The following is a 24,876-nucleotide window of genomic DNA, read 5'->3' on the forward strand; positions in this document are numbered from 1 at the left end:
CTTTTCACCTCACGCATAATGCACGCGCCGCTCGACGAAGCGGAACTGGAAGGCGGTCAGCGCAATGACGATGACCATCAGGATGACAGACTGGGCGGCCGACGAGCCGAGATTGAGGTTCACGAAACCGTCGTTATAGACCTTGTAGACCAGCGTTTCCGTAGCTCTGGCCGGACCTCCGCCGGTGACAGAATGAATGATACCAAAGGTGTCGAAAAAGGCGTAGACGGTGTTGACCACCAGCAGGAAGAAGGTGGTGGGCGCCAGAAGCGGAAAGACGATGGTCCAGAACCGACGAGATCCGCGCGCTCCGTCTATGGACGCCGCTTCCAGCAGCGATTTCGGGATCGCCTGCAGGCCGGCGACGAAGAACAGAAAATTGTAGCTGATCTGTTTCCACGCAGCGGCCACCACGACCAGCGCCATGGCCTGATCGCCATTCAGGAGCGGATCCCAGGCAATGCCGTTGCGGCGCAGGATATAGGCGAATGTGCCCATGGCCGGGTTGAACATGAACAGCCACAACATGCCGGCGACCGCGGGCGCCACCGCATAGGGGATGATCATCATCGTGCGGTAAAAGCCTTTGCCGCGCACGACGAGATCTGCGGCGGTCGCGAGCAGCAGCGCGATGCCCATGGAAAGCACGGCCGTGGCGATACTGAAGACGACGGTGACGCGCAGCGCATGGAGATAATTGGCGTCCGACAGGATCGTCGTGAAATTGGCAAGGCCTACAAACGTGCTTTGCAGCCCAAACGGGTCTTCCCGCATAGCCGACTGGTAAAGCGCCTGGCTGGCCGGCCAGAAGAAGAAGACGATGGTCAGCACGATCTGCGGGGCGACCAGAAAATAGGGAAGGATCTTGTTCGGAAAGACGGTGCTTTGCACGGGCAGGCTCCTTGAGGATCAGGAAAGCCGCCCGCATGTTTGTCTCATGCGGACGGCAAAGACCGATGTCAGTTCCCAAGCGCCTGCTGGATCGCCGCATTACCGCGTTCGACGGACTTGTCGAGAGCGGCCTTGGCGTCCTGCTTGCCAGCGAGCATCGCCTCAAACTCCTCGTTCATGATGTCGCGCACCTGCGGCAGGTTGACGAGGCGAACGCCCTTGGAGTTTTCGGTCGGCGCCTTGCCCATCATCTGCAGAAGCGGGGTCTCGCGGCCCGGATTCTTGTCGTAGAAACCGGATTTCTTGGTCTCTTCATAAGCCGCCATCGTGACCGGCATATAGCCGGAGACCTGATGCAGACGGGCCTGTATCTTTGTCTGCGACAGGAAATTGAAGAAGGTGGCGACACCCTTGTATTCCGCATCGCTCTTGCCACCGAATACCCACAGGCTTGCGCCGCCCGGAATGGTGTTCTGCGGCCGTCCTTCGCCCTCGTAATAGGGCAGCTGGCCGATACCGTATTTCATACTGGACTTGATGATGTCGCCAAGACCACCGGAGGATTCCGTCAGGATGCCGCATTCACCGGAAGTGAACAGCTGCTTGGCTTCCGACGTGCGACCGCCATAGCGGAAGGTGCCGTCCTTAGCGAGATCTGCGATTGACTGGAAATGCTTAACGAAGGGCTCGGAGTTGAAGGCGAGTTTCACGTTGGTGCCACCGAGACCGTTCTCGTCACTCGCATAGGAGAGATTGTTCCATGCCGCAAAGTTCTCGGTCTGGATCCAGGTCAGCCATGTCGAGGTGAAGCCGCAATTGGCGGCGCCGCTCGACTTGATCTTCTTTGCCGCCTCAAAGACTTCCGGCCATGTCTTTGGTGGCGTATCGGCATTCAGCCCTGCCTTCTCGAACACATCCTTGTTGTAATAGAGGATCGGCGAGGATGAGTTGTATGGGAAGGACAGCATCGTGCCGTCCGGTTTCGAATAATAGGAGACGATACCGGGCAGGTATTGGGCCTTGTCGAACTTGAAGCCGCCCTTTTCCAGCACTTCCGCCACCGGGACTACGGCGCCCTGCGCGCCCATCATCACGCCGGTTCCCACATCGAAGACCTGGATAATGGCCGGTGGCTGTTTGGCACGGAAGGCGGCGATGCCGGCATTCAGCGTTTCCGGATAGGTGCCCTTGAAGACCGGCAAGATCTTGTAGTCGGACTGGCTTTCATTGAACTCCTTGGCCAACTGGTCGACGACTTCGTTATTGGTGCCGGTCATGGCATGCCACCACGAGATCTCGGTGGCGGCGAGCGCACTCGATGCCATCAGAGCCAAGGCTGCGGTTGAAAGAACTGATACGAAAGCGGTTTTCATGGTCGATTTCCTCCCTTTCCATGAATTGGCCTGCCGACGTCCGGCGGTATTTCCGGAACCCTCCCCGGTCCCGTCATTTGCAGCGTATATTCACATGGTGCGCGATCAGGCGGCGGCAACGCCATCCGAGCCGATGCCGGCGATCCGACATAGGTCCTCAATCGCGCCTGGACCGGCTGCCAGAACCGGCGCGCCTTTCGTCAACCTTTCGCCTTCGCTTGGAAATGGCAGGAACCAGCCGCCGGCTTCGCGCACGAGGCAGTAGCCGCCGAGACAATCCCAAGCATGCATATAAGGCTCGTAGTAGCCCACGAGACGACCGGCCGCGACATACGCAATCATTAACGCGCCCGAGCCGAGCCGCACGAAATTGCCGCCGCCTGCCAGCAGATCCTCGACGATCTTCCCGACCGATGCCGGCGTCACATGATGGTTGGCGCCGATGCCGGTCACGGCGTTACGGATCGTTTTGGTGCTCTCGAGCTCCAGCTGCCTACCGTTCAACGTCGCGCCCATGCCGGAAGCGCCCGAATAAAGCTCGTCATGGCAGGGGACATGGATGACGCCGATCACGGGCTCGCCCTTATAGAGAACGGCGATCGAGACGCACCAGTTGGGCATCCCGTGTACGAAAGGACTGGTGCCGTCGATTGGATCGACCACCCAGGTATAACCGCTATCGCCAACGGTCAGCCCGTATTCCTCGCCGAGAAAACCATCGGCGGGAAAGGTTTCCCCCGTTCTTTCCCGGATCAGGTTCTCGACGTTGCGATCAGCGATCGACACCACATCCTGCGGGTCGCCCTTGATCTCTATGACCAGCGTATCGCGCCGCTGATAATAACCGAGCGCCAGCTTGCCGGCTTCGACGGCGATGGTTTCCGCCAGCTTGTGGCGTTTGACGATCTCGTCCTGTTCCGATGTCATGGGGCGTTCCTCACTGCGCGATAATGGCGATGCCACGGTTTTTCAGGCCGATCGCCACGCGGGTACCGGGGGCAAGAGGGCGGTCGACCGACGGGGCCACGATAAACAGGGTCCCGCCGCTCGTTTCCGCCTCGTATTCGATATGATCGCCGAGATAGGCGGCATGGCTGATCCGGCCCGGAAAGGCCGCCGTTTCAGCCGGTTCCAGCGTGATGGCGCTGGGGCGCACGGCCAACTGGCTTCTGCCGGGCCTTGCACCGCGCGCCGGCACGACATGTTGCAGCCCCTCGATGCTGATCGTCGCCTCATTACCGCTGATATCGATGATCTCGCAGGGCACGACATTCGCCTCACCGATAAAATCGGCAATGAAGGGCGAGGCGGGGGCTTCGTAAAGCTCGCGCGGCGAGCCCTGCTGGGCGATCTCGCCATCCTTCATGACGATGATCCGGTCGGAGACGGCCAGCGCCTCGTCCTGATCGTGCGTGACGTAAACGGCGGTGAACTGCAGGCGCTGCTGCAATTCACGGATTTCCGTGCGAACCCGGCGACGCAGGCGGGCGTCGAGATTGGAAAGTGGCTCGTCAAGCAGCAGGACCTGCGGCTCGAGAACCAGCGCGCGGGCCACGGCCACGCGCTGCTGCTGGCCGCCTGACAATTCTGCCGGAAGCCGGCCGCCCATGCCGGCAAGGCCGACGAGTTCGAGCCCGTGTTCCGCCTTCTGTCGGGCTTCCTTTATCGAAAGACCGGAGGATTCCAGACCATACGCGACATTGTCGAGCGAGTTCATATGCGGAAACAGTGCATATGACTGGAACACCATCGAGACATCGCGCTCGTTGGCCGGCAGCATGGTCACATCCTTGCCGCCGATCAGGATGCGGCCCGATGTCGGGTGTTCGAGACCGGCCAGCATGCGCAGCGTCGTCGTTTTGCCGCAGCCGGAAGGGCCGAGCAGCGTCACCAGCGTGCCTGGTTCAACGGTCAGCGACAGGTCATGGATGGCCGTGAAGGCACCGAACGATTTGCGCACATTCTGGAACGTGACCGAACCGGCATTTTTGCTCATGCGGTTTTCTCCTTTGCCTGAGCAGTCGGAAGGCGGACGCGGGACGCCGAAATGCGGTTCTCCCGTCGCAATCGCCGCTCGCCGACCAGAAGCTGGAACCCTGTGATGACGGTTATCATCACCACGATCAGCATGGAGGAATAGGCGATGGCGACGCCGTATTCGCCGTTTTCCACAAGCCCGACGATATAGGATGTCGCCATGTTGTACTGGGCGCTGACGAGGAACACGACGGCGCTGATCGAGGTGATGGCGCGCACGAAGGAATAGACTAGTGCGGCCGTGATCGCCGGGCGCAGCAGCGGCAGGATGACCTTGCGGGCGGTGCGGAACGTGGTGGCGCGCAATGTCATCGAGGCTTCGTCCAGGCTCTTGTCGAGCTGGCTCATCGCCGCGATGCCGCCGCGCACGCCGACCGGCATATTGCGGAACACGAAACAGGCGATCAGGATCAGCGCCGTACCGGTCATTTCGAGCGGCGGCAGGTTGAAGGCCATGATGTAGCTGATCCCGATGACCGTGCCGGGAATGGCAAAACTCATCATTAGCGCGAATTCGAAGAGTTCGCGCCCAGCGAATTTTTGCCGCACAATTACGTAAGCCGTGGCAAGCCCCACGGCCGCCGTCAATGGTGCGGCTATCAGGGCGATCTCCATCGTCGTCCAGAACGAGTTCCAGGCAACGCCGGTCCACACAAGCGAACCATCGCGGAAGGTGATGGAAAAGGCCTTGGCGTAATGCGCGAGCGTCAGGCTGTTGTCGAGACCCCAGGTTTTGACAAAACCGCCGAACAGGATCATGCCGTAAACGACGAGCGTGAAGATCATCCACGGAATAACCACGGCATGCACGCCGATCGACAGGGGCCGGGGCAGGGCGATATGGGCGCCGCTATCGCCCTTGCCGGTTACGGTGGCAAAATTCTTGCCCGACAGCCAGATGCGTTGGGCGAGGAAGGCCGACAGCGTGAAACCGAGCAGGATCATGGCGAGCACGGCGGCACGGGCCGGATCGTTCTGCGAACCGACGACCGCAAAGAAAATCTCCGTCGACAGCACGCCGTGGCTGCCGCCAAGCACGAGCGGATTGCCGAAATCGGCCATGCTTTCGATGAAGCCGATCGGAAATGCATTGGCGAGACCGGGCTTCATCAGCGGCAAAGACACTCGCCAGAAGGTGCGCCAGCGATCGGCCCGCAATGTTTGCGAGGCCTCCTCCATCGACGGGCTGACGCCCTCGACAACGCCGATCAGCACCAGAAACGAAATCGGCGTAAATGACAGAACCTGTGCGATCCAGATGCCGGTCAGGCCATAAAGCCAGCGGCTCGGTTCGATGCCGAACGTCGTGGAGAGGCCTTGCGTGACGATGCCGGCACGGCCGAAGAGGAGGGTGAGGGCAAGGCCGATGACGAAGGGCGGCGTGATGATCGGCAGAATGGTCAGAAGCCGCAGGCCCTTCTTGAAGGGAAAGCGCGTGCGGGTGGCGACAAGCGCGAAGGCAAGGCCAAGTGCTGTCGAACCCGCCGCCGTCATGATGGCCAGAAACAGCGTGCGCCATGCCACGCCGCAGCGTGCGCCACCAATCACACAATCAAGGCTCCAGATCGATGGATCGACGAAATTGCGGGAAAAGCCGCCAAAACTCACCGAGCCATCGAAATCCTGAAAGGCGCCGATAAACATCGAGCCGATCGGATAGAAGACGAAGACGGCGACGAGAAAGACCAGCATAGAAATGGTGGCGACCACGAAGGCATCACCATGCATGACGCCGCGTTCGGCAAGACCGAAGGCGAACATCAGCACGAAGCAGATGGTGGAAAGAACCGCACCCGCCCCCATCGACGGCTGGCCGTCGGCAAGCGGACCAAAGACCGTTTCGCTGATTGTCCAGGTAAAACCGGTGGCCCCGATCGCCAGACCCTGCAGGGTAAGCAAGGCGACGCCGAAACCACCGGCAAGGGCAAGCATTTTGCCACGTCGCATTGGATCGACAATGAACCGCGCGGCAAGCGCCAATCCGTAAGCGAGAAGGACCGCGATCAGCCAGAGACGGCCTTTCAGAAAAATCTGCAGAAAACCGGGTGCTGCCGCAGGCTCTCCGGGGAAATCGGAAAGCCAGGTAAATGAATAAAACCCCTGTTCGATGCGATACCAGGGAAGGAGCAGCATCGCGGCAGCGCCGAGCGCCAGCACAATATCCAGTCTGCGATTGTTCATGGTTCGATGCGACCTCATCACAGGACAAGTCGATCATGCCGCGCCCCTTTCAGCCGAAGCGCGGCAGAGACGGATGGGATCAGTTGGCGTTGGCGCCGATTTCCTTGTCCCAGCGTTCGAGCAGCTTTTTGCGCTCGGTCGGGTCGCCATAGGTCTTGAAGTCGTAATCGATCAGCTTGATGTCTTCGAAGCGCGGCGATTCCTTCGGGACCTCGGCCGTCTTGTTGGACGGAAGCTGGAAGGATTTTGCGTCCTTCATGTGAGATTGCACCTGCGCCGTCAGCGCCCAGTCATACCACTTTTTGGCATTGTCCAGATTGCGTGCACCCTTGATGATCGACATGGAACCGATCTCGTAGCCGGTGCCCTCGCAGGGCGCGATCGACTTGACCGGAAAGCCCTCGACCGTCTGGGCCACTGCATCATGCATGAATACGATGCCGAGACCGGTTTCTCCGCGGGCTGCGGCCTTCACCGGTGCAGAGCCGGATTTCGTGTATTGCGAGACATTGGCATTGAGCTGTTTCAGGTAATCGAACGCCTTGTCCTCGCCCATGATCTGCACGAGCGATGCGAGCGCCGTGTAGGCCGTGCCGGAGGAATTCGGGTTGGCCATCTGTATCTCGCCCTTAAGCGAAGGGTGGAGAAGGTCGGCCCAGCATTTCGGCTCCTTGTAGTTCTTCTGCTTGAAGAGATCGGTGTTGTAACCCCAGCCGAGCGCACCGGCATAAACGCCGACGGTCTTATAGCCGGAGCTTTCCGCCTGCTTCTTTGCCCAGTCCTGCAGTTCATCGAGATGCGGCGACTTGTATTCCTGCGTCAGTCCTTCCGACGCGGCCTGAAGATGCGGGTCGCCGGTGCCGGCCCACCAGATATCGGTTTTCGGGTTGCGGGCCTCGGCGCGGACCTTCGCATAGGTTTCGCCAGACGACAGGCGCACCATGTTGACCTTGATGCCGGTGTCCTTTTCGAACATCTGCTGCATCATTTCGCAGATCACCACATCGGCGGAACATATGAGATTGAGGTCTCCGGCAGCCTTCGATGCCGGTGCATTCGTCAAAAGGCCGGCAGCCGCGACCGATGCCATCAAAGCAAGACGCATGATAATCCTCCCAGATTTTTGGATGACGCCTCCACATCATCCCGCTCTTGCAAGCGTGTGCAATGGTTCCACGCATACCTGCGGATTGTCAATAAGCAATACTGCATAAAATGCGCTTCAGAATACGTCATGTGTCACGAAGTTGTTGCACTCGATTGCAAAAAGAGGCAGGAAACTTTGCGGGAGAAAGCAGACGTGAACCAGAAGATCTTCGTCAGCGCCAAGGAAGTGGCGGATCGTGCCGGCGTGTCGCGTTCGGCTGTCTCGCGCACGTTCACTCCTGGAGCGAGTGTTTCGGAGGAAACGCGGCGACGTGTGATGGAGGCTGCGGAGGCCTTGGGCTATCACGTCAATCATCTCGCCCGAGGGCTGATGCGCAACGAAAGCGGCCTTGTCTGTCTCATCGTCTCTGAGATGGACACGCCTTATCGGTCAAGCCTCATACGGGCGATTTCCCATCAATTGCAAGCCGTCTCCAAGATCGCCATGCTGATCAACACGGATCGTTCCGATAAAAGCGTCGATGATGCGCTCAGGCTTGCGATCAGCTATCGCGCCGATGCGTCCATCATTCTCTCCGGAATGCCGGACAAATCGATCACCGATCTTTGCGTGAAAAGCGGTCAGCGGCTTGTGCTTATCAATCGCGACGAGGAGCGCGAAGGGGCGCTGATGATCAATCTAAATGACCGCGAGGCCGCACACCGAGCATTTATCGCGTTTCAGCGCGCCGGGTGTCGCCGTCTTGCCTTCGCAAATTCTGATGTCGGAACACCAAGTCTAAAGGCTCGTGAGGAAGGGTTTGTTGCTGCCGCGATCGAAGCCGGTGTTGAGGTCATCGTAGAGCGTTTCGGTCCGACCCGTTATCAGAGCGGCGTCATTCTGGCGCAACGCCTTCTCACGCGAGAGGCGCGCCCGGATGCGATCTTCTGCGCCAACGATCTTCTTGCCTGCGGTGTTATGGATACCGCCCGTCACCAGTTCAAACTCACTGTGCCTGACGACATTTGTGTAATCGGTTTCGATTACATCGAACAGTGCTCATGGTCTTCTTATGATCTGACGACATTCGCACAACCAGTCGACCAAATAGCGAAAGAGGCGGTCTCGTGGCTTACGCATCCAGCCAAAACGGATAGCATTGCTTCCCAGATTTCCCCGGAACTGGTCTGGCGCGGGTCGGTGCGCGGTGGTTAGAGCATTGTCCTTCAACCGCACAGGTAAATTATACGCATACCAAAAAACCAAATTCAAGGAAACTGCGTGAAGATCAACCATATTGGTGCTTCTTCAATGCGTTATCCTTTCTGAATAGCTTCGCTTTCTGTCGATACATGCCCATTGCTGTCCTTCAATCCTCCGACCCAAACTTCTCGATAGCCATGCGAAGGCTCCTCACTATAGTCGAACCAATTTTGTGTAACTTTCTGATTGATCGGACGTTTGCAACATTGGCGACCCGTAAAGTCGGTCGCTCTGTTATGGGGATGGATTGCAATGATCGATTTGGTGCAGGGCCTCAGACTAGAACTCGACTTTTTGCCTCATCTGGCAGCACTCGTTTTTGCTTATCTGCTCGCTCTGCCGATCGGTTGGGATCGAGAGCGCAACGAAAGAAGTGCAGGTTTGCGAACATTTCCCCTGGTGGCGATCGCGGCCTGCGGATTTATTCAAGCGGCTGAAACGGTGACGGCCGGCAACGCTGAGGCAACCGCGCGCGTGGTCGAGGGACTTATCAATGGTGTCGGGTTTATCGGCGGTGGCGCGATCCTGGTTGGAAAAGCGAGTACCCGAGGGACGGCGACTGCTACGAGTTTATGGGCTACCGGCGCAATTGGTGCCGCTGTCGGGCTTGGTGCCTTCGATACTGCCATTGTTCTATCCGTCGCGACATTTGCCACATTACGAGTTATGGCTAATTTCAAATCCGCCGAAAACGAAGGCGGCAGGACGGATCACAGCTGAATACTGCACTTCACAAAGAGCGTGAAAAAGCCCGGCTTTGGAGCCGGGCTTGCATGTGGGTGTCAGTCAGTGATGATGCTCAGGCATTTCTTTTAGCTGATCCTTCGTCCATGCAGTCACGGCATGAACGTCACCATCTTCATCGCGCATGAACTGAAGATCAGACAGCGGAACAGCGACAGGTTTTGCGCCGATCCCAAGGAACCCGCCGACATCAATGACTGCAGAACTGCCCGGACCTGTCCCATGGATATGGTCGACCTTCCCGACCTTGTGGTCGTCAGCGCCATAGATGGTTGCACCTTCGAGAACTGCCGGTGTCAGTTCCGCGGGGTCCAGGCGAACGTGATTGGTGTGGTCCATGTCGTTTCCTCCGTGCGTTTATTTGCGGGGAAAGAACCACGAATTCGCTGGTTTGTTCCTGAGCTTTCGCGATGGTCGATTACAAAAAATCCTGTTGAATCAAATCAGGTCGTGCCGCAATTCGTCCAGTCCACGGTGCCAAGACACGGCTTCCCGCAAAGCGAGCACGGTGTCGTTTCCTTCACGAAAAAGATTAAAGATAATGGCGGTGGCTAGCTCTGCCTCCGGACTATCTTTTTCACGTTTGCACGTTCTGTCCATTCATTGAAAACCGAATGAATAATTGCGAGTTCAGTCGCCGAACCTCGTTTCAAAGAACTTCTTTATGTCATGCGCCATTGGATTCAATGAACGTATTTGGAACAGGCGATAAGCCCTTCAAAAGTCTGCAGGAACATAGCGCCTATGCCCGCCTCGCAAACATGCTATAGTTAGTCTGTCTAACTTTCTCTCGTATTGGATTATTGCAGGCGTCAATGCTCATTTCCCCCTCATGGCTTTGTGGTATCTCCGGAGGGTGCATTGCTTTGCGACGATCCGACAGTGCCGCTTTGGGCATGCGGCGTTCGATCGACCGAGTTGGGGGGCGTCGTGGTCTCGCTCGGGCTTGCTCCGGATTTTGGAGTGTTGTGACCGGCGGGCGGTGTAGCAGTCTGTTGGGCGGGAGCATCGGTCGCCTCACCCCAAAACTCGGCACCGACCCAAGCGACCGCTGCGAGGCAAAGGCCAGCACACAGCACGATCAGCACAGGCTTTCCAGTCATTCCCTGACGGGCATCCGTCGCATTTTCAACGACCTTCCGATCAGTCATTTTCTTTCCTCCTTTGAGGAAGAGTAACCGAGTGGATTGGCAAATGTTCCGCTCTCGTCTGCAGGCGGCGTAGATGGAGTGCCTCCCGCCTGGCTCCGATCATGGCCTACAATGGAGCTTCAACGATTCGACATTACCGACCCGCCGCCAGAACGAAAATCCGCGTTTGCGACCAGTGAGCTCTGAAGTATAAGCGGCGATAAGCCCCACATCCGACCGGTTGCTATAGCCCTGTTGCAGGCGCGATTTGCATCTGGGCGGGGCGCAGTTTTTCAGGTGCACCGGACATCGCCTCCTGTCCCGTCAACCGCTCCCGCGATGTCTGTGGCGTGCCTGTATCAGTTACGATCGCGGAAGCCGTATCCGCAATGCGACCGGTCCTCAAACTTGTGGAGCCTTGAGCGCTTGTAGAGACACCGTCAGTCCCTCTCGTCTGGGGAGTGACGGTTCCGTCCGAAGACGCGACACGCCAGACCGTATTGCCTGCATCATCGGCCACCAGTAGCGCGCCGGTGCCATCAATGCCGAGTCCTACAGGTCGCCCGCGAGCCTGCTCACCATTGATGAAATCTGTGACGACGTCTTGTGTTTTGCCCGATGGCTTACCGTTCTCAAACGGAATGTAGACGACCTTGTAGCCGTTGAAGCTGTCGCGGTTCCAGCTGCCACGGTTGCCGACAAATGCTCCATTGGCATAGGCTTGCGGCATGGCCGAGCCTTCGGCGAAGGCCATGCCCAGCGCCGCGACATGGCTCGACAGCGCATAGTCCGGCTTGATTGCCTTTTCGACCATGTCCGGACGCGGGGGGTAAACACGCGGATCGACGTGATCGCCATAGTAGCTCCATGGCCAGCCATAAAAGCCGCCATCCTTAACCGAAGTCATATAGTCCGGCACAAGGTTGGGGCCGAGCTCGTCGCGCTCGTTCACAACTGTCCAGAGTTCGCCGGTTTGCGGATGGAATGTCAGCCCGTTCGGATTACGCAGGCCGGAGGCGAAGACACGTGCGGCACCCGTCTGTCGGTCGACCTGCCAGATTGCGGCCCGGCCTTTTTCTGCCTCAAGCCCGTTTTCCGCAACGTTCGAATTCGAACCGACGGAAACATAGAGCATGCGGCCGTCCGGACTGAGCGCCATATCCTTCGTCCAGTGATGGTTCAGCGGACCACCGGGAAGCGGCGTAAGGGGCCTCGGCGCCTCGCTAATCTGGTTTTGGCCGAGTTCGTAAGGATAGGCGAGAATGGCACTGGCAGACGCTACATAGAGCGTGTTGTCGGCCCAAGCGAGGCCAAAGGGAGAATCGAGGCCGGTCAGAAGATCATGACGTTCATCTACCTCTCCATCGCGATTGGTATCGCGAAGCAGAGTGATGAGGTTAGTTTCCTTCTGCTCGCCGCCACCGCCTGAAGCCATCGCCATGATCCAGCCGCGGATGAAGTCCTTCGGACGACTGAGCGGCTTTCCCTCCGGCGCCTTCGACTGCACAACCAGTACATCGCCATTCGGCAGCGTGTGAACCGTGCGTGGGTTGGCGAGGTCTTTGGCATAGGCTGTCACCTTGAGGCCTTCCGGTACGGACGGCGTTTCGCCATCCTTCCAGCCGACTACCTTAGCCACCTTGAGGTCCGGTAGCAATTCCTGCTGCGGTTCCGGCAGGACTGGGTCGGGCCCGATCTGCTGGGACGTATCGAATGCTGGAGTCTGTGCCATTGCGGTGCCTGTGAGGCAGGCTGTCAAAGCAAGGGCGGACACGCCAGGAAAGAACGATTTCATCTCAGACCCTCCAGGCCAGTCTTGCGTATTTTCTTGCCGACGTGACGGCAGCGAAAACGATGAGCACGAATGTTGCCGTCGAAATCGCCAGGCCGAACGGAATGACTGCCGTCCAGCCGTCACGGGCGTGAACGAAGCTGTTGGCGAAGGCGAGCATCAGGATCGCGATGTAGAGCAGAATGGCCATGAAGCCGGGGCGAAGAGGCCGTGTGCGCCGTCGAAGAATATCAAACAGGCCCGCCAGCAGGCCAATGGCCCCGAACAGAAGTCCCGCAAACAGAAGCCATGAGGCGAAGGTCAACCAGATGAGGTTGCCGCTGCTTTGCCAGTAAGCGATGTCTGCTGCCAGCGTGAGCGTGAAGCAGACGACGGGGAAAGGCACGAAGAGCGACTGCAAAGGGTATGCGGCGGAATCGCGGTTTGGCGAGGAAAGGACGGCCATCTGTCACTCCGTGGCACAGGTGCGGTTGTGTCAGTCAACCGCATCGCGGCGGGAATTGTTCCCGCCAGCCGTCGCGTCTGAACTACATGGGCTCCAAAGCACAGGCCGCTCTGAACAGGGCGGCATGAAAATGAGAGTCGCTTGGAACAACGACGTTCCGCCACCGTTTTGCCACGAATGTTCAGATGCAGAGGGGCGATTCTGAATGACAGATGGCTGGGCGACAGGCCTAAACCAACCGAGACGGTCGCAAAGGCAATTGTCGCGGCTCTGTCCCAGCCTCATCGCACTGCTCGTCTTTCTGCTCACATCCTGCTCCGGTAATCACTCCGCACTCGACCCCGCCGGCCCGGAGGCTGTAAACGTCGCGCAGCTTTTTTTCGTCATGCTGGCCGGCGGCGTAGTCATCTGGCTCGGGCTTGTCGCTGCCCTTATCTACGCCGCCCGGAAGAAGCGAGAGCACAGCGAGGAGAGCGCCGGACGTGTCATTCTCTGGGGCGGCGCGGTGATCCCGACGATCATCCTCTGCGCGCTCCTCTCCTACGGAATGTGGCTCATGCCGGCGATCCGGCCTTGGGTGCCAGACGATCAGCAGGTACGCCGCATCGAAGTGACCGGTGAACAGTTCTGGTGGCGGGTGCGCTATTTGAATGAAACCGGTGAAGTGATGTTCGAGACGGCCAACGAGGTGCGTATCCCCGTTGGCCAACCGGCACATTTTTCGCTCAAGGCCGCGGACGTCATCCATTCCTTCTGGGTGCCGTCGCTCGGCGGCAAGATGGACATGATCCCCGGTCGCACCAATCCGCTGACGCTGACGGCTGACCGCGAAGGCACCTATCGAGGTGTCTGTGCAGAATTCTGCGGCGAATCCCACGCATTGATGGCCTTTACCGTGCGCGCGGTGGCGCCAGATGAGCATGACGCCTGGCTTGCCAAGCGAATAGCCTCCACCCCACATAATGCAGAAGGGCTTGCGGTATTCCTCAACAATGGCTGCGGCGCCTGTCACGCGGTTTCCGGCACGGCCGCGAATGGTCGTATCGGTCCGGATCTAACCGCATTCGGAGAACGATCGACGCTTGCGGCCGGGACGCTGCCCCACACCGCCGAGGACATCGCCAGCTTCATCGCCTATCCGGGCGAGATCAAGCCGGGTGTGAAGATGCCGCATTTCGGCATGCTTCCTGAAGACGACATCAAGACAATCGCAGCCTTCCTGAAGGAGCTCAAGTGATGGTGGAGCTCGGCAATTTTTCGCCCGAGGAGCGGGCGGCGCAGGAAGAGCGGTTGCGCAAGGTGTGGAAGACACCGGGCGGCTGGCGTTACTGGACCTCGGTGAACAATAGCGAGATCGGCCTCTGGTACGGCATCACCGCCTTCGCCTTCATGCTGTTTGCCGGATTGCTGGGTCTGCTGATGCGCGCCCAACTCGCGGTGCCGAACAATGATCTGATCTCGGCCGAGCTGTTCAACCAGGCCTTTACCCTGCACGGCACGGTGATGATGTTCCTCTTCGCGGTGCCGATCTTCGAAGCGATCGCAATCTTCCTTCTGCCCTCCATGCTGGGCGCCCGCGAGCTGCCGTTCCCGCGTCTTTCCGCCTTCGGTTACTGGAGCTTTCTGCTCGGCGGCATTTTCGTCTGCGGATCGATCTTCTTCAATGCGGCACCCAATGCCGGCTGGTTCATGTATCCGCCGCTCGCTACCGACAAGGAATATGCCGGCATCGGCGCCGACATCTGGCTGCTCGGCCTGTCCTTCATCGAGGTGGCCTCGATTGCTGCCGCCGTCGAGATCATCGTCGGCATCATGAAATGCCGTGCTCCGGGCATGCGCATCAACATGATGCCGATGTTCGCCTGGTATCTCCTGATCGTCGCCGGCATGATCCTCTTTGCCTTCCCGCCGCTGATTGCCGGTGACATCCTGTTTGAAATGGAGCGGATGTTCGACTGGCCGTTCTTTGATGTCTCGCGTGGCGGCGATCCGCTTCTGTGGCAGCACCTGTTCTGGATCTTCGGTCACCCGGAGGTCTACATTATCTTTCTGCCGGCCATCGCGTTGATGGCGATGATCGTGCCGACGTTCTCGCAGCGGCCGATTGTCGGCTATTCGTGGATCGTACTCGCGGCGGTCGGCACAGGCTTCTTGAGTTTCGGCCTGTGGGTGCATCACATGTTCACCACCGGCCTGCCGCAGATCTCGCTCGCATTCTTTTCCGCTGCATCGGAGGCGGTGGCGATCCCGACCGGGGTGCAGATCTTCGTCTTCATCGCCACCATGCTGGCGGGCCGCGTGATCTTTTCCGTGCCGATGCTGTTCGGGGCAGGGGGGCTGGCGATCTTCACCATCGGCGGGTTGACCGGGGTGATGGTGGCGCTCGTACCCTTCGACTGGCAGGCGCATGACACCTATTTCATTGTTGCGCACCTGCATTACGTGATCATCGGCGGCATGTTCTTCCCGATCGTCGCCGGCATCTACTATTACTTCCCCTTCGTCACCGGCAAGAAACTCTCCGATGCCTGGGGCAAGATTGCTTTCTGGCTGATGTTCGTCGGTTTCAATGTCGGATTCTTCCCGATGCATTTCTCCGGCCTACGCGGCATGCCGAGGCGTGTTTTCACCTATCCGGAAGAATTCGGCTGGGACCTGTTCAACATGATCTCGACGATCGGCGCATTTATCTTCGCCGCCGGGGTCATGACCTTCGTGATCGATATCTTCCGACCGAAAGCCAAGCCCGTGGAACGAAATCTCAACCCCTGGAATGCGGGTACACTGGAATGGACCAACGATCCTGACGAAAGCTGGGGCATGCGTTCGGTGCCAATCATCGCCAGTCGCTATCCGCTCTGGGAGCAGCCGAACCTGCAGGCCGATATTGAGGCGGGGCGCTACTATCTCCCCGATGCGAAGTCGGGCAAGCGCGAGACGCTTGTGACCTCCGTGCTCGATGCCGAGCCGATCCAGTGCCTGCGCGTTGGTGGTGTCTCCCTGGTGCCGATGGTTGCCGCCCTGGCGCTTGGCGGTGTGTTCATCGCGCTGACCTTCCATTGGTGGATCCTGACCCTTATCTGCGCCAGCATAACCTTCATCGCGATCATGGTCTGGCTCTGGACGGGGACGGCACAGATTCCGGAAGCGGACGAGGTGGATGTCGGCCTCGGGCAGAAGCTGCCTGTCTATGTGTCCGGCCCGGCCTCTGTCGGCTGGTGGGCGATGTTCATCACCATGGTCGGCGACGGCACAGCCTTTGCCAGCCTGGTCTTCGGCTATTTCTTCTATTGGACGGTGCATGACGATTTCACCGCCGGTGCTGTAGGTCCCGGCATGCTGTGGCCGATGCTGGCGCTTGCCCTTTTTGTCGTCGCATGGCTCCTCACCATCACGGCACGGGAACTGAACGAGAAGGGACCTGCCGGCTGCCGCATTGCGCTCGTTTCCGGCATCCTCGTCACCATCGCCGCCTGCCTTGCAGGACTTGCCGGTCCCTATGTCCACGCCATGGACCCGACCTCCAACGTCTATCCCGCCACCGTCTGGATCATCGCCATCTGGACAGTCGTCCATGGTGCGGTCGGGGTGATCATGCAGGCCTATTGCCTCGTCGGCAGCCTTACAGGGCGGGTGACTGCTTCCTATGATCAGGATATCCGCAACGTGACGCTCTACTGGCACTTCATGGCCTTTACTGCCGTCGTCACATTCGCGGTGCTCGGCCTCTTTCCGATGGTGAGCGCATGAAGAGCGTCATTCCGCGCGAGGTTGAAAGCCTCTGGACCCTGTTTACCGCTCCGACCGTGTGGGCGGTGCATTTCGTCGGCTGTTATGTGACCGTTGCCGTCTATTGCGCCAAAGCCGCATCGCTCGATTTCGGCTTTGACGCGGTAAGGCTTCTTCTGGCAGGCTTTACCGTCATCGCATTGGCCGTCATCGTCCTCTCCGCCTGGCTCGCCTGGCGACAATGGGGTTTTGGCGTGCATGACCCGCCGCATGATGAGCCGACGAGGAAGGGGCGTACCCTGTTTCAGGGCTATGCGACGCTGCTTCTTTCGGGCCTCAGCTTTGTCGCCGTCATCTATGCCGCCATTCCTCTGATCTTCATCGCGGAGTGCCAGCGATGAAACGCGCTTCGCTTTATTCCGGTTTGATCCTGCTCGCAGCGCTTTGGGGGCTGTTGCTTCCCTTCGCCGACCGGGCCTCCTTCACAATCCACATGATCGCCCATATGGGTGTCGTTGCCGGTGCAGCACCGCTCATCGCCATCGGTCTTTCTGGAACGCGTTTGGATTTACCGGCGCGCTGGCCATGGTTCTCGCCGATCGTTGCCTCGATCGTGGAACTTGTCGCCGTCTGGATCTGGCACATCCCCGCCCTTAGGGCATTTTCTGAAAGCTCTCCGCTCATTGCCGTCCTGGAACAGCTTACCTTCCTTGTTGCAGGGCTGGCGCTCTGGCTCTCCTGTCTTGGCGGGCTTGAAGCGGGCAGGGACGGGCGACGCATGGCCGGAGCCGTCGGGTTGTTGCTCACCTCCATGCACATGACGCTGCTCGGCGCGTTGTTGGCGCTTTCGCCGCGGGCACTTTACGGCGGGAGTGAGGTGAGCTGCTTCGGGATCCCGCTCGCCCCGATCGTTGATCAGCAGGCAGGAGGGGTCATCATGTTGCTGGTCGGAGCGGCGGTCTATCTCGCCGGTGGCGTCTCGCTTCTGGCCATGACGCTCAACTCCGGCATTCCGCAAGCATCGCGCAGGAGAGGCTGATGACCATTCGCTGGAAACACCTGATCGTCCTCGCCATCATCGCGCCTCTCCTTGGGCTCGCGGTCGGCTGGTCCGGCCTGATGAGCGTGCGCGCCTCAACTGGCCATTGGGCAGTTACCGACTGGTTCCTGCATTGGGTCATGCGCAATTCCGTGTCGGCCCGTGCTGTGGCGGTCGGCGACGTGCCCCCGCTCGACGATCCTGGGCTCATCCCGGGTGCGGCCGGCCATTTCGAGACCGGCTGTGCCGTCTGTCACGGTTCGCCGGCTCAACCGCGGCCGGATTCAGTGCTCGCCATGTTGCCCCCACCGCCGAACCTGAAGGTCGTGGTACCTGAATGGACGGATGCCGAACTGTTCGAGATCGTCAAGCACGGTGTCCGTTTCACCGGCATGCCGGCATGGCCCGTCCAGTCGCGAGACGACGAAGTCTGGTCGATGGTGGCGTTTCTTCGCAAACTGCCGGATATAGACGCGGAGGCCTATCTCCAGGCATCAGGCCTGCATGGTTTAGGTCATGCAGGCGAGGTCTCGCCTTTGCCGATCACTTGCGAGAGCTGCCACGCGGAAAGCAAGCTCAATGACGGCAGCTTCGTTCCGCGGTTGGCCGGCCAGTCGGAAGCCTATCTTTTGAACGCGCTCAAAGCCTATGCCGGAAAGACGCGCCCAAGTGGCATTATGCAGGTGGCGGTCGGTACATTGTCCGTTGAGAGCCTGCCAGAACTGGCTGCCTATTATACCAAGCAGACTCCGGCGGCTCGTGCAGGTGCTGTTCATGATCCAATTTTGATCGAGAAGGGTAGGATACTCGCGGAGCAGGGACGTTATGCCGACAAGATCCCGGCGTGCCTGAGTTGCCATGATAAAGCAGATGCGAATCCGGCCTACCCAAAATTGTCCGGTCAAAACTCAGCCTATCTGCAAAATCAGTTGGCCTTATTTCGATCCGGTGGGCGCGGTGGCTCTCAATACCACCATCTGATGACCGGGGCTGCCAAGGAACTAACGGCCGATGATATTTCAGCTGTAGCAGCCTACTTCAGCGCCAGATAACGCAAGAGGCATGTCGCCAAATTGGAGATGGATAACGGTGGTTGAGAGGTAGGAGCCTGTCCTACCTCTCAACAAAAGATCAGCAGCGATCCACATATCTGTTGCCGTTTCGATCGCGATAGTAGCAGCGGCCCGGCTGATCTGCGACATTGCCGATCAACGCGCCGGATACACCGCCGACAGCCGCGCCAACGGCTGCACCTCTGACATTGCCGGTGGCAACACCACCGATGACGGCGCCACTCGCAGCACCGATGCCGGCGCCCCGCTCTGTCGAAGAGCATGCGGTTAACGCCAATGCCGCCAACAGCGGAATGATAATTTTATGCATTGAAGCCTCCTTCTGTACAAACAGCAAACGTCGCGAGGTGTGATGCGTTCCGCCCATCTTTAGCGAGAGAAGAAGTTGGACCTTGCAACATCGATCAGCTCGTCGCCGCGGCCACTCATCACGGCCTTGGCGGCCCAAAGGCTCATGCCCATCACCTGCGCGGCCTTGATCTTCGGAGGAATGGATAGCTCTTGCGGATTTGTGACAACATCCAGAAGTGCCGGGCCTGGATGGCGTAAAACAGCTTCAATGCCGCGTTCCAGCTCAGCCGGATCCTCGACACGGAAAGCATGAATGCCGGCGGCACGCGCGACCGCTGCAAAGTCGGGGTTCTCGAGATCTGTTCCCGTTTCGATGTAGCCGGCCGCCTTCATCTCCATGGCGACGAAACCCAGAGACGAATTGTTGAAGACGATGACCTTTACGGGAAGATTTTCCTGTTTCAGCGTCAGAAAATCGCCCATAAGCATGGTGAAGCCACCGTCGCCGGACATGCTGATAACCTGCCGATCCTTATCGGCAGCCTGCGCTCCAATCGCCTGAGGCAGCGCGTTGGCCATAGAGCCATGAACAAGCGATCCAATCAGGCGTCGCTTTCCGTTCATTTTGAGATATCGTGCAGCCCATACCGTGGGCGTTCCGACGTCAAAGGTGAAGATCGCGTCGTCCGATGCCTGTTCGCTGAGCAGTCTCGCGACATGTTGCGGGTGAATTGTCCCTCCAGCTTTACCGGTCGCGAGGTCGTCCAGACCTTCACGGGCCTTCTCGTAGGCTGCCAGGCAACGATCGAGGTGTTTGGTGTCGGTCTGTTCTCGAAGCTTGGGAAGTATTGCGCCGAGCGTCGACTTGACATCACCGACGATCGCCAGATCGAGCGGTGTTCGTCGGCCAAGGTTTTCGGGCCGGACGTCGATTTGCACGACCTTCGCATCGGCCGGATAAAACTGTCTGTAAGGGAAGTCGGTCCCGAGCATGATCAGCGTGTCACATTCGAGCATCGCCTTATAACCGGACGAAAACCCGATCAGGCCGGTCATTCCCACGTCAAACGGGTTCTCCCATTCGATATGCTCCTTGCCACCGAGTGCATGCACGATCGGTGCCTTGAGGCGCGAGGCTATTGCTACGACCTCGTCGTGCGCGCCCTGGCAGCCACGACCACACAGGAGAGTGATTTTTGAACTTTCACTCAGCATTTCTATCAGGGCATCGACTTGATCATCAGCCGGGACCACACTCGGCAAAGCCAATTTCAGGGCTGCCGGAGACGAGATTTTTGCGGAAAAATCGGCAAGGGCGATATCGCCGGGGATGACGATAACTGCAACGCCGCGTTTGCCGACTGCTGCCCGAATGGCGGCCTCCATCACCCCAGGCAGTTGCTCGGGTTGGCTGACGAGCTCGCAATAATGGCTACACTCCCGAAAGAGTTGATCCGGATGCGTTTCCTGGAAATAGCCTCTGCCGATTTCTTCCGACGGTATCTGTGCTGCAATTGCCAGAACCGGGACACCCGACCGGTGGCAGTCAAACAACCCATTGATCAGATGCAGGTTACCGGGACCGCAACTCCCTGCGCAGACGGCGAGTTCGCCGGTGATATGAGCTTCCGCGCCAGCGGCAAAGGCTGCAGTCTCTTCGTGGCGAGTATGAACCCACTCGATATCGCCTCGTTTGCGCAAGGATTCCGTCAGCCCGTTCAAGCTGTCGCCGACAACTCCATAGATCCGTTTTACGCCAGCGGAATGCAGGATCTCGGTCATTACGTCGGCGACTTTGGACTTCATTTCGATACTCCTTCAAAAATGGGTTCACGGCGGGGTTACCAACCCAATTAGTCCCTGAAGTGCTCATTCCAACCCTCACACAGAGGCTCGGCGTCGCTACGAAACTGATTTCGGAGTTTTTGTACCTGTTACGTCCGTTTGAGCGGCGATCGAGTTCTGCTCTCACGCGACTGGAGGTGTGTTTGCTGGATTTTACTGATTGAATGGAACCCGCCATCGGCCAGCGTCTTGTTGGAGATATGAGAGCACCATCGAAAAAGCCCGAGCACAGCAAAACTGATCTCCAGGTCCGAGAGCAGATAATTCACGCGCTTTATCTCAAGCTGAAATCCGAGAGGGAGACGCGTGAAGCTCTTCTCGATGCGTCTCAAGCGGGGTCCGGGCCTGAGGTGCTGGAAGCAATTGCATCCGATCCTATCCCCGTAATCGATGACTTGGGACAGGAAGAGACAGTAAGGGCGCTCGTCGATCGGTTTGTTATGAAATCGGATATGCAGTCCGTCGACGACAACGGCACTGGCCGGTGACGCGTGATGCCCAGCAAGGTTCCTGCCTATCAAGCCAAGCGCGATTTCAAGAAAACTAGAGAACCGTCCGGCGATGTTGAGGTTAGGCCGTCCAACCGCCTCCGGTTTGTCATTCAGAAGCATGATGCGACACGGCTCCATTACGATCTTCGCCTCGAACTTGATGGTGTCTTCAAATCCTGGGCGGTAACCCGAGGCCCATCTCAAAACCCGGCCGACAAGCGGCTGGCCGTCGAGGTGGAAGACCACCCCCTCGACTACGGCGACTTTGAAGGCACGATCCCGAAGGGCGAATATGGCGGCGGTACCGTTATGCTGTGGGACCGCGGTTACTGGGAGCCGGAAGGAGATATGTCGCCCGATGCCGCCCTTAAGAAAGGCGATCTGAAGTTTGTTCTCCACGGCGACCGCCTAAAAGGCAGCTTCGTGCTGGTCCGCATGAAGAAGGGCCGCGATGACGACAAGCGTACCAACTGGCTGCTGATCAAGCATCGCGACGATCATGCCGCTAGCAGGAATGGTGCAGCGATACTCAACCGGGAGAAAACATCGGTCGCCTCCGGCCGCGACATGGCAGGCATCGCGTCGGGCAAGGGGCGCAAACCCAAACCATTCATGCTGAGCGAGGCCGCTGTGGATGCAGATGCCGTCTGGGATAGCAGTGTTGGTTTGGCCGCCGAAGAAAGACGCGGCGGGAAACACTCTGCATCGAAGCAAGGTAGGCGCTTCAGCGCGTCCCCACTGCCTGCCTTCATCCCGCCGCAGCTCTGCAAATCCCAGGATCGGCCTCCATCTGGCTCCGGCTGGCTGCACGAGATCAAGTTCGACGGCTACCGGATCCAGATGCGCATCGAGGCAGGCAAGGTTAAGCTCATGACGCGCAAGGGGCTGGACTGGACGAAAAGCTTCAAGCCGATTGCGGCGGATGCAGAGGTCTTGCCGGATACCATCCTCGATGGCGAGATCTGCGCGCTGGACGAAAGTGGCGCGCCGGATTTTGCGGCACTTCAAGCCGCGCTATCGGAAGGCCGGACCGAAGATCTGGCCTATTTCGCATTCGATCTGCTTTTCCACGCTGATGAAGATCTACGCGACATACGGCTGGACGAGCGCAAGTCCCGGCTGGAAGCACTGCTGGCTGACGCCAAGCCCGGGCCACGTATCCGCTTCGTTGAGCATTTCGAGACGGGAGGAGATGCTGTGCTCCGTTCGGCTTGCCGGCTTTCACTCGAAGGCATCGTGTCGAAGCAGCTCGACGCGCCTTATCGATCGGGCAGGAGCGATAGTTGGGTCAAATCTAAATGCCGGGCAGGGCATGAAGTGGTGATCGGTGGTTACACCACGAATGGCAGCCAGTTCCGCTCCCTGCTGGCGGGCATCTATCGCGGCAAGCACTTCGTCTATGTCGGGCGGGTTGGGACCGGCTTCGGCAATGGCCGGGCGAGGATGTTGCTCGAAACCTTAAAGCCGCTGAAAACCGGACGCTCCCCGTTCACCGGTATCGGTGCGCCCAAGAAAGACGAAGGTGTCCATTGGGTGACGCCGGACCAGGTTGCTGAAATCGAGTTTGCCGGATGGACAGCCAACGGGCAGGTGAGGCAGGCCGCCTTCAAGGGGCTCCGTGAAGACAAGCCGGCGAGCGAGGTAGCGGCCGAAGAGCCTTCACCTAAAGAGCGGGCCGCGCCGAAGGTCGAGCCCAATCACGAAGCCACTACGAAGATGTCGGGCCGGAAAGGCGCTAAGGCGGAGGTAATGGGCGTACTAATCTCGAACCCTGACAAGCCGCTGTGGCCGGAAGAAGACCCTCCAGTCACCAAACAGGACTTGGCGCTCTTTTATGAGGCCGTCGGCGCATGGATGATCGACCATCTGCGCGGCCGGCCCTGTTCCGTAGTCCGGGCACCTGACGGGATCGACAAAGAGCAGTTTTTCCAGCGCCACGCCATGCCCGGCACATCCAACCTGCTGGAACTCGTCAAAGTTCCCGGCGACAAGAAGCCTTACCTGCAAGTCGATCGCATAGAAGGCCTTGTAGCGCTGGCGCAGGTGGCAGCCGTCGAACTCCATCCATGGAACTGTCAGCCCGCCAAGCCGGATGTGCCCGGTCGTCTGGTGTTCGATCTTGATCCGGGCCCGGATGTGGCTTTCTCCGCGGTCGTCGACACCGCCCTTGAATTGCGTGATCGGTTGGATGCTCTCGGTCTCGTCAGCTTTTGCAAGACGACCGGCGGTAAGGGGCTCCATATCGTCACCCCGCTTGACGCAGGCGGAAGCAAATCTATCAGTTGGGAGGGCGCAAAGGATTTCGCCTATCGCGTCTGCCAGCAAATGGCTGAGGATCAGCCGGATCGCTATCTTACGAAGATGGCGAGGAAGTTGAGGGCAGGACGGATCTTTCTCGACTATCTTCGCAACGATCGAATGGCGACGGCTGTCGCGCCCCTGTCACCACGAGCCAGACCGGGGGCAACTGTATCCATGCCGTTGACCTGGGCCCAAGTGAAGTCAGGCCTTGATCCCAAGCGGTTCACTATCCGCAGCGTGCCAAGCCTCCTGGGCAAAAGCGACGCTTGGAAGGATTATGATCAATCCAAGCGCTCGCTTTCACAAGCGATCAACCGGTTCGACGGGAAAACCTGACCTCGCAGTTACTTCTTCTTGGACTGGCGATTGTCGGCTTCGACCGACCTTCGAAGCGCATCCATGATGTCGATGACGTTGCTCGGTTTTTCAGCCTTTTCAGGCTCGGGCGTTTTTGCGGCTGTTGGCCTTCGGTGCTTTTTCTTCGACTTAATGATGTCGAGAAGGTTTTCCTGAACGGGGTCCGAGACCATCTCGGCATCCCAGTGGCGGGTCTGGTTCTTGATAAGCTTGCGAATGAGCGGCAGCGCGTCCTTGTCCGGCTTTGCCTTAGTCAGGTCATCGAAGTAGTCTTTCGCCTCACGCACCTCATCGCCGTAGCGGAGCGTCCATAGGACGATGCCTTTGCCTCGGGGCTCAAGCATCACGGCACGCTCTCGGCGGCCGAGGACGAGCCGGGAAATTCCGACCATTTTCTGACTTTCCATGGCAGCACGGATGACGGCAAACGCCTCTTCACCGACCTTGTCGTTTGGCGTCAGATAATAAGGTTTATCAAGCCAGATCCAGTCGATCTCATCGCGAGGCGCAAAGGTCGAGATGTCGATCGTCTTCGTGCTCTCCAGTGCGATATGCTCGAGATCGTCGTCTTCCAGCATGACGTAATCGTCTTCCGCCCGCTGATAGCCCTTCACCTCGTCCTGCTCGCGAACAGTTTTGCCCGTGACCGAGTCCACGTATTGGCTCAAAACCCGATTGTTCGTCTCGCGGTTCAGCGTATGAAACTTGATCTTCTCGCTATCGGAGGTAGCCGGGGTCATTTCGACCGAACAGGTAACGAGCGATAGCTTGAGATAACCTTTCCAATAGGGACGCAGTGGCATCGTG

The 24,876-nt window shown here is 58.8% G+C and carries 22 protein-coding genes; 9 read left to right on the forward strand and 13 right to left on the reverse strand.

The annotated features are described in order from the left end of the window. Nucleotides 1-9: 9 nt before the first annotated feature. From ugpA to GGE33_RS24015, 6 genes are all read right to left on the reverse strand, one after another. A complete protein-coding gene (gene ugpA / locus GGE33_RS23990) occupies nt 10-891 on the reverse strand; it encodes a sn-glycerol-3-phosphate ABC transporter permease UgpA (protein ID WP_148142978.1) in 882 nt (293 codons plus the stop codon). Nucleotides 892-959: 68 nt separating this feature from the next. Beyond that, entirely contained in the window at nt 960-2,264 is a 1,305-nt protein-coding gene (gene ugpB, locus GGE33_RS23995; protein ID WP_183829005.1) for a sn-glycerol-3-phosphate ABC transporter substrate-binding protein UgpB, read from the reverse strand. A gap of 105 nt (nt 2,265-2,369) precedes the next feature. Further along, on the reverse strand, nt 2,370-3,191 hold the full coding sequence (locus GGE33_RS24000) for an inositol monophosphatase family protein (protein WP_183829008.1): 822 nt from the start codon (nt 3,189-3,191) through the stop codon (nt 2,370-2,372). 10 nt (nt 3,192-3,201) lie between these two features. Next, nucleotides 3,202-4,260, reverse strand: a complete 1,059-nt coding sequence (locus GGE33_RS24005) for an ABC transporter ATP-binding protein (protein WP_183829011.1) — start codon at nt 4,258-4,260, stop codon at nt 3,202-3,204. Then, on the reverse strand, nt 4,257-6,482 hold the full coding sequence (locus GGE33_RS24010) for an ABC transporter permease (protein WP_394353687.1): 2,226 nt from the start codon (nt 6,480-6,482) through the stop codon (nt 4,257-4,259). The genes GGE33_RS24005 and GGE33_RS24010 overlap by 4 nt, the downstream gene beginning before the upstream one ends. A 79-nt stretch (nt 6,483-6,561) precedes the next feature. Next, nucleotides 6,562-7,587 (reverse strand): ABC transporter substrate-binding protein, encoded by a 1,026-nt coding sequence (locus tag GGE33_RS24015; RefSeq protein WP_183829017.1) that lies wholly within the window; start codon nt 7,585-7,587, stop codon nt 6,562-6,564. Nucleotides 7,588-7,782: 195 nt separating this feature from the next. Between GGE33_RS24015 and GGE33_RS24020 the strand changes: the two genes are divergently transcribed. Both GGE33_RS24020 and GGE33_RS24025 read left to right on the forward strand, forming a co-directional pair. Continuing rightward, nucleotides 7,783-8,784 (forward strand): substrate-binding domain-containing protein, encoded by a 1,002-nt coding sequence (locus GGE33_RS24020; RefSeq protein WP_183829021.1) that lies wholly within the window; start codon nt 7,783-7,785, stop codon nt 8,782-8,784. A gap of 300 nt (nt 8,785-9,084) precedes the next feature. After that, entirely contained in the window at nt 9,085-9,552 is a 468-nt protein-coding gene (locus tag GGE33_RS24025) for an MgtC/SapB family protein (protein WP_183829024.1), read from the forward strand. 66 nt (nt 9,553-9,618) lie between these two features. Here the strand turns inward: GGE33_RS24025 and GGE33_RS24030 are convergent, their stop codons facing one another. The 4 genes from GGE33_RS24030 to GGE33_RS24045 form a co-directional block, all read right to left on the reverse strand. After that, entirely contained in the window at nt 9,619-9,915 is a 297-nt protein-coding gene (locus GGE33_RS24030) for a PRC-barrel domain-containing protein (protein WP_183829027.1), read from the reverse strand. Nucleotides 9,916-10,406: 491 nt separating this feature from the next. After that, complete coding sequence (locus tag GGE33_RS24035) at nt 10,407-10,727, reverse strand: hypothetical protein (protein ID WP_183829030.1); 321 nt, start codon at nt 10,725-10,727, stop codon at nt 10,407-10,409. 223 nt (nt 10,728-10,950) lie between these two features. Continuing rightward, nucleotides 10,951-12,501 (reverse strand): PQQ-dependent sugar dehydrogenase, encoded by a 1,551-nt coding sequence (locus GGE33_RS24040; RefSeq protein ID WP_183829035.1) that lies wholly within the window; start codon nt 12,499-12,501, stop codon nt 10,951-10,953. A 1-nt stretch (nt 12,502) separates the two neighbouring features. Beyond that, the gene (locus tag GGE33_RS24045; protein WP_183829039.1) at nt 12,503-12,943 is read right to left on the reverse strand and encodes a DUF2231 domain-containing protein; all 441 of its coding nucleotides are present in this window, start codon (nt 12,941-12,943) and stop codon (nt 12,503-12,505) included. A 205-nt stretch (nt 12,944-13,148) separates the two neighbouring features. Between GGE33_RS24045 and coxB the strand changes: the two genes are divergently transcribed. From coxB to GGE33_RS24070, 5 genes are read left to right on the forward strand one after another with little or no spacing between them, the layout of a single operon-like run. Next, complete coding sequence (gene coxB, locus GGE33_RS24050; RefSeq protein ID WP_183829042.1) at nt 13,149-14,180, forward strand: cytochrome c oxidase subunit II; 1,032 nt, start codon at nt 13,149-13,151, stop codon at nt 14,178-14,180. Beyond that, the gene (gene ctaD / locus GGE33_RS24055; protein ID WP_183829045.1) at nt 14,180-16,693 is read left to right on the forward strand and encodes a cytochrome c oxidase subunit I; all 2,514 of its coding nucleotides are present in this window, start codon (nt 14,180-14,182) and stop codon (nt 16,691-16,693) included. Before coxB ends, ctaD begins: the two co-directional genes overlap by 1 nt. Beyond that, nucleotides 16,690-17,073 (forward strand): hypothetical protein, encoded by a 384-nt coding sequence (locus GGE33_RS24060; RefSeq protein WP_183829048.1) that lies wholly within the window; start codon nt 16,690-16,692, stop codon nt 17,071-17,073. Before ctaD ends, GGE33_RS24060 begins: the two co-directional genes overlap by 4 nt. Further along, nucleotides 17,070-17,711, forward strand: coding sequence for a cytochrome c oxidase assembly protein (locus GGE33_RS24065; RefSeq protein ID WP_183829051.1), 642 nt, complete (start codon nt 17,070-17,072; stop codon nt 17,709-17,711). The genes GGE33_RS24060 and GGE33_RS24065 overlap by 4 nt, the downstream gene beginning before the upstream one ends. After that, on the forward strand, nt 17,711-18,763 hold the full coding sequence (locus GGE33_RS24070) for a c-type cytochrome (RefSeq protein WP_183829054.1): 1,053 nt from the start codon (nt 17,711-17,713) through the stop codon (nt 18,761-18,763). Before GGE33_RS24065 ends, GGE33_RS24070 begins: the two co-directional genes overlap by 1 nt. Before the next feature lie 79 nt (nt 18,764-18,842). On the opposite strand, the gene GGE33_RS24075 is transcribed toward GGE33_RS24070, so the two are convergent. Both GGE33_RS24075 and poxB read right to left on the reverse strand, forming a co-directional pair. Then, entirely contained in the window at nt 18,843-19,094 is a 252-nt protein-coding gene (locus tag GGE33_RS24075; protein WP_148148365.1) for a YMGG-like glycine zipper-containing protein, read from the reverse strand. 59 nt (nt 19,095-19,153) lie between these two features. Then, entirely contained in the window at nt 19,154-20,881 is a 1,728-nt protein-coding gene (gene poxB / locus GGE33_RS24080) for a ubiquinone-dependent pyruvate dehydrogenase (protein WP_183829057.1), read from the reverse strand. Nucleotides 20,882-21,084: 203 nt separating this feature from the next. Here poxB and GGE33_RS24085 point away from each other — a divergent pair, with 203 nt between their 5' ends. Beyond that, complete coding sequence (locus GGE33_RS24085; RefSeq protein WP_246436439.1) at nt 21,085-21,408, forward strand: hypothetical protein; 324 nt, start codon at nt 21,085-21,087, stop codon at nt 21,406-21,408. 6 nt (nt 21,409-21,414) lie between these two features. After that, nucleotides 21,415-24,048, forward strand: coding sequence for a DNA ligase D (gene ligD, locus GGE33_RS24090; RefSeq protein ID WP_183829060.1), 2,634 nt, complete (start codon nt 21,415-21,417; stop codon nt 24,046-24,048). Between the two features lie 8 nt (nt 24,049-24,056). Here ligD and ku read toward each other — a convergent pair whose 3' ends face one another. Beyond that, nucleotides 24,057-24,872 carry a non-homologous end joining protein Ku gene (gene ku, locus GGE33_RS24095; RefSeq protein ID WP_183829063.1) on the reverse strand — a complete coding sequence of 272 codons (816 nt, stop codon included), beginning with the start codon at nt 24,870-24,872 and terminating at the stop codon, nt 24,057-24,059. Between the last annotated feature and the right edge of the window lie 4 nt (nt 24,873-24,876).

Origin of the sequence: Aliirhizobium cellulosilyticum, assembly GCF_014198105.1 — a bacterium.
GTDB lineage: Bacteria > Pseudomonadota > Alphaproteobacteria > Rhizobiales > Rhizobiaceae > Neorhizobium > Neorhizobium cellulosilyticum.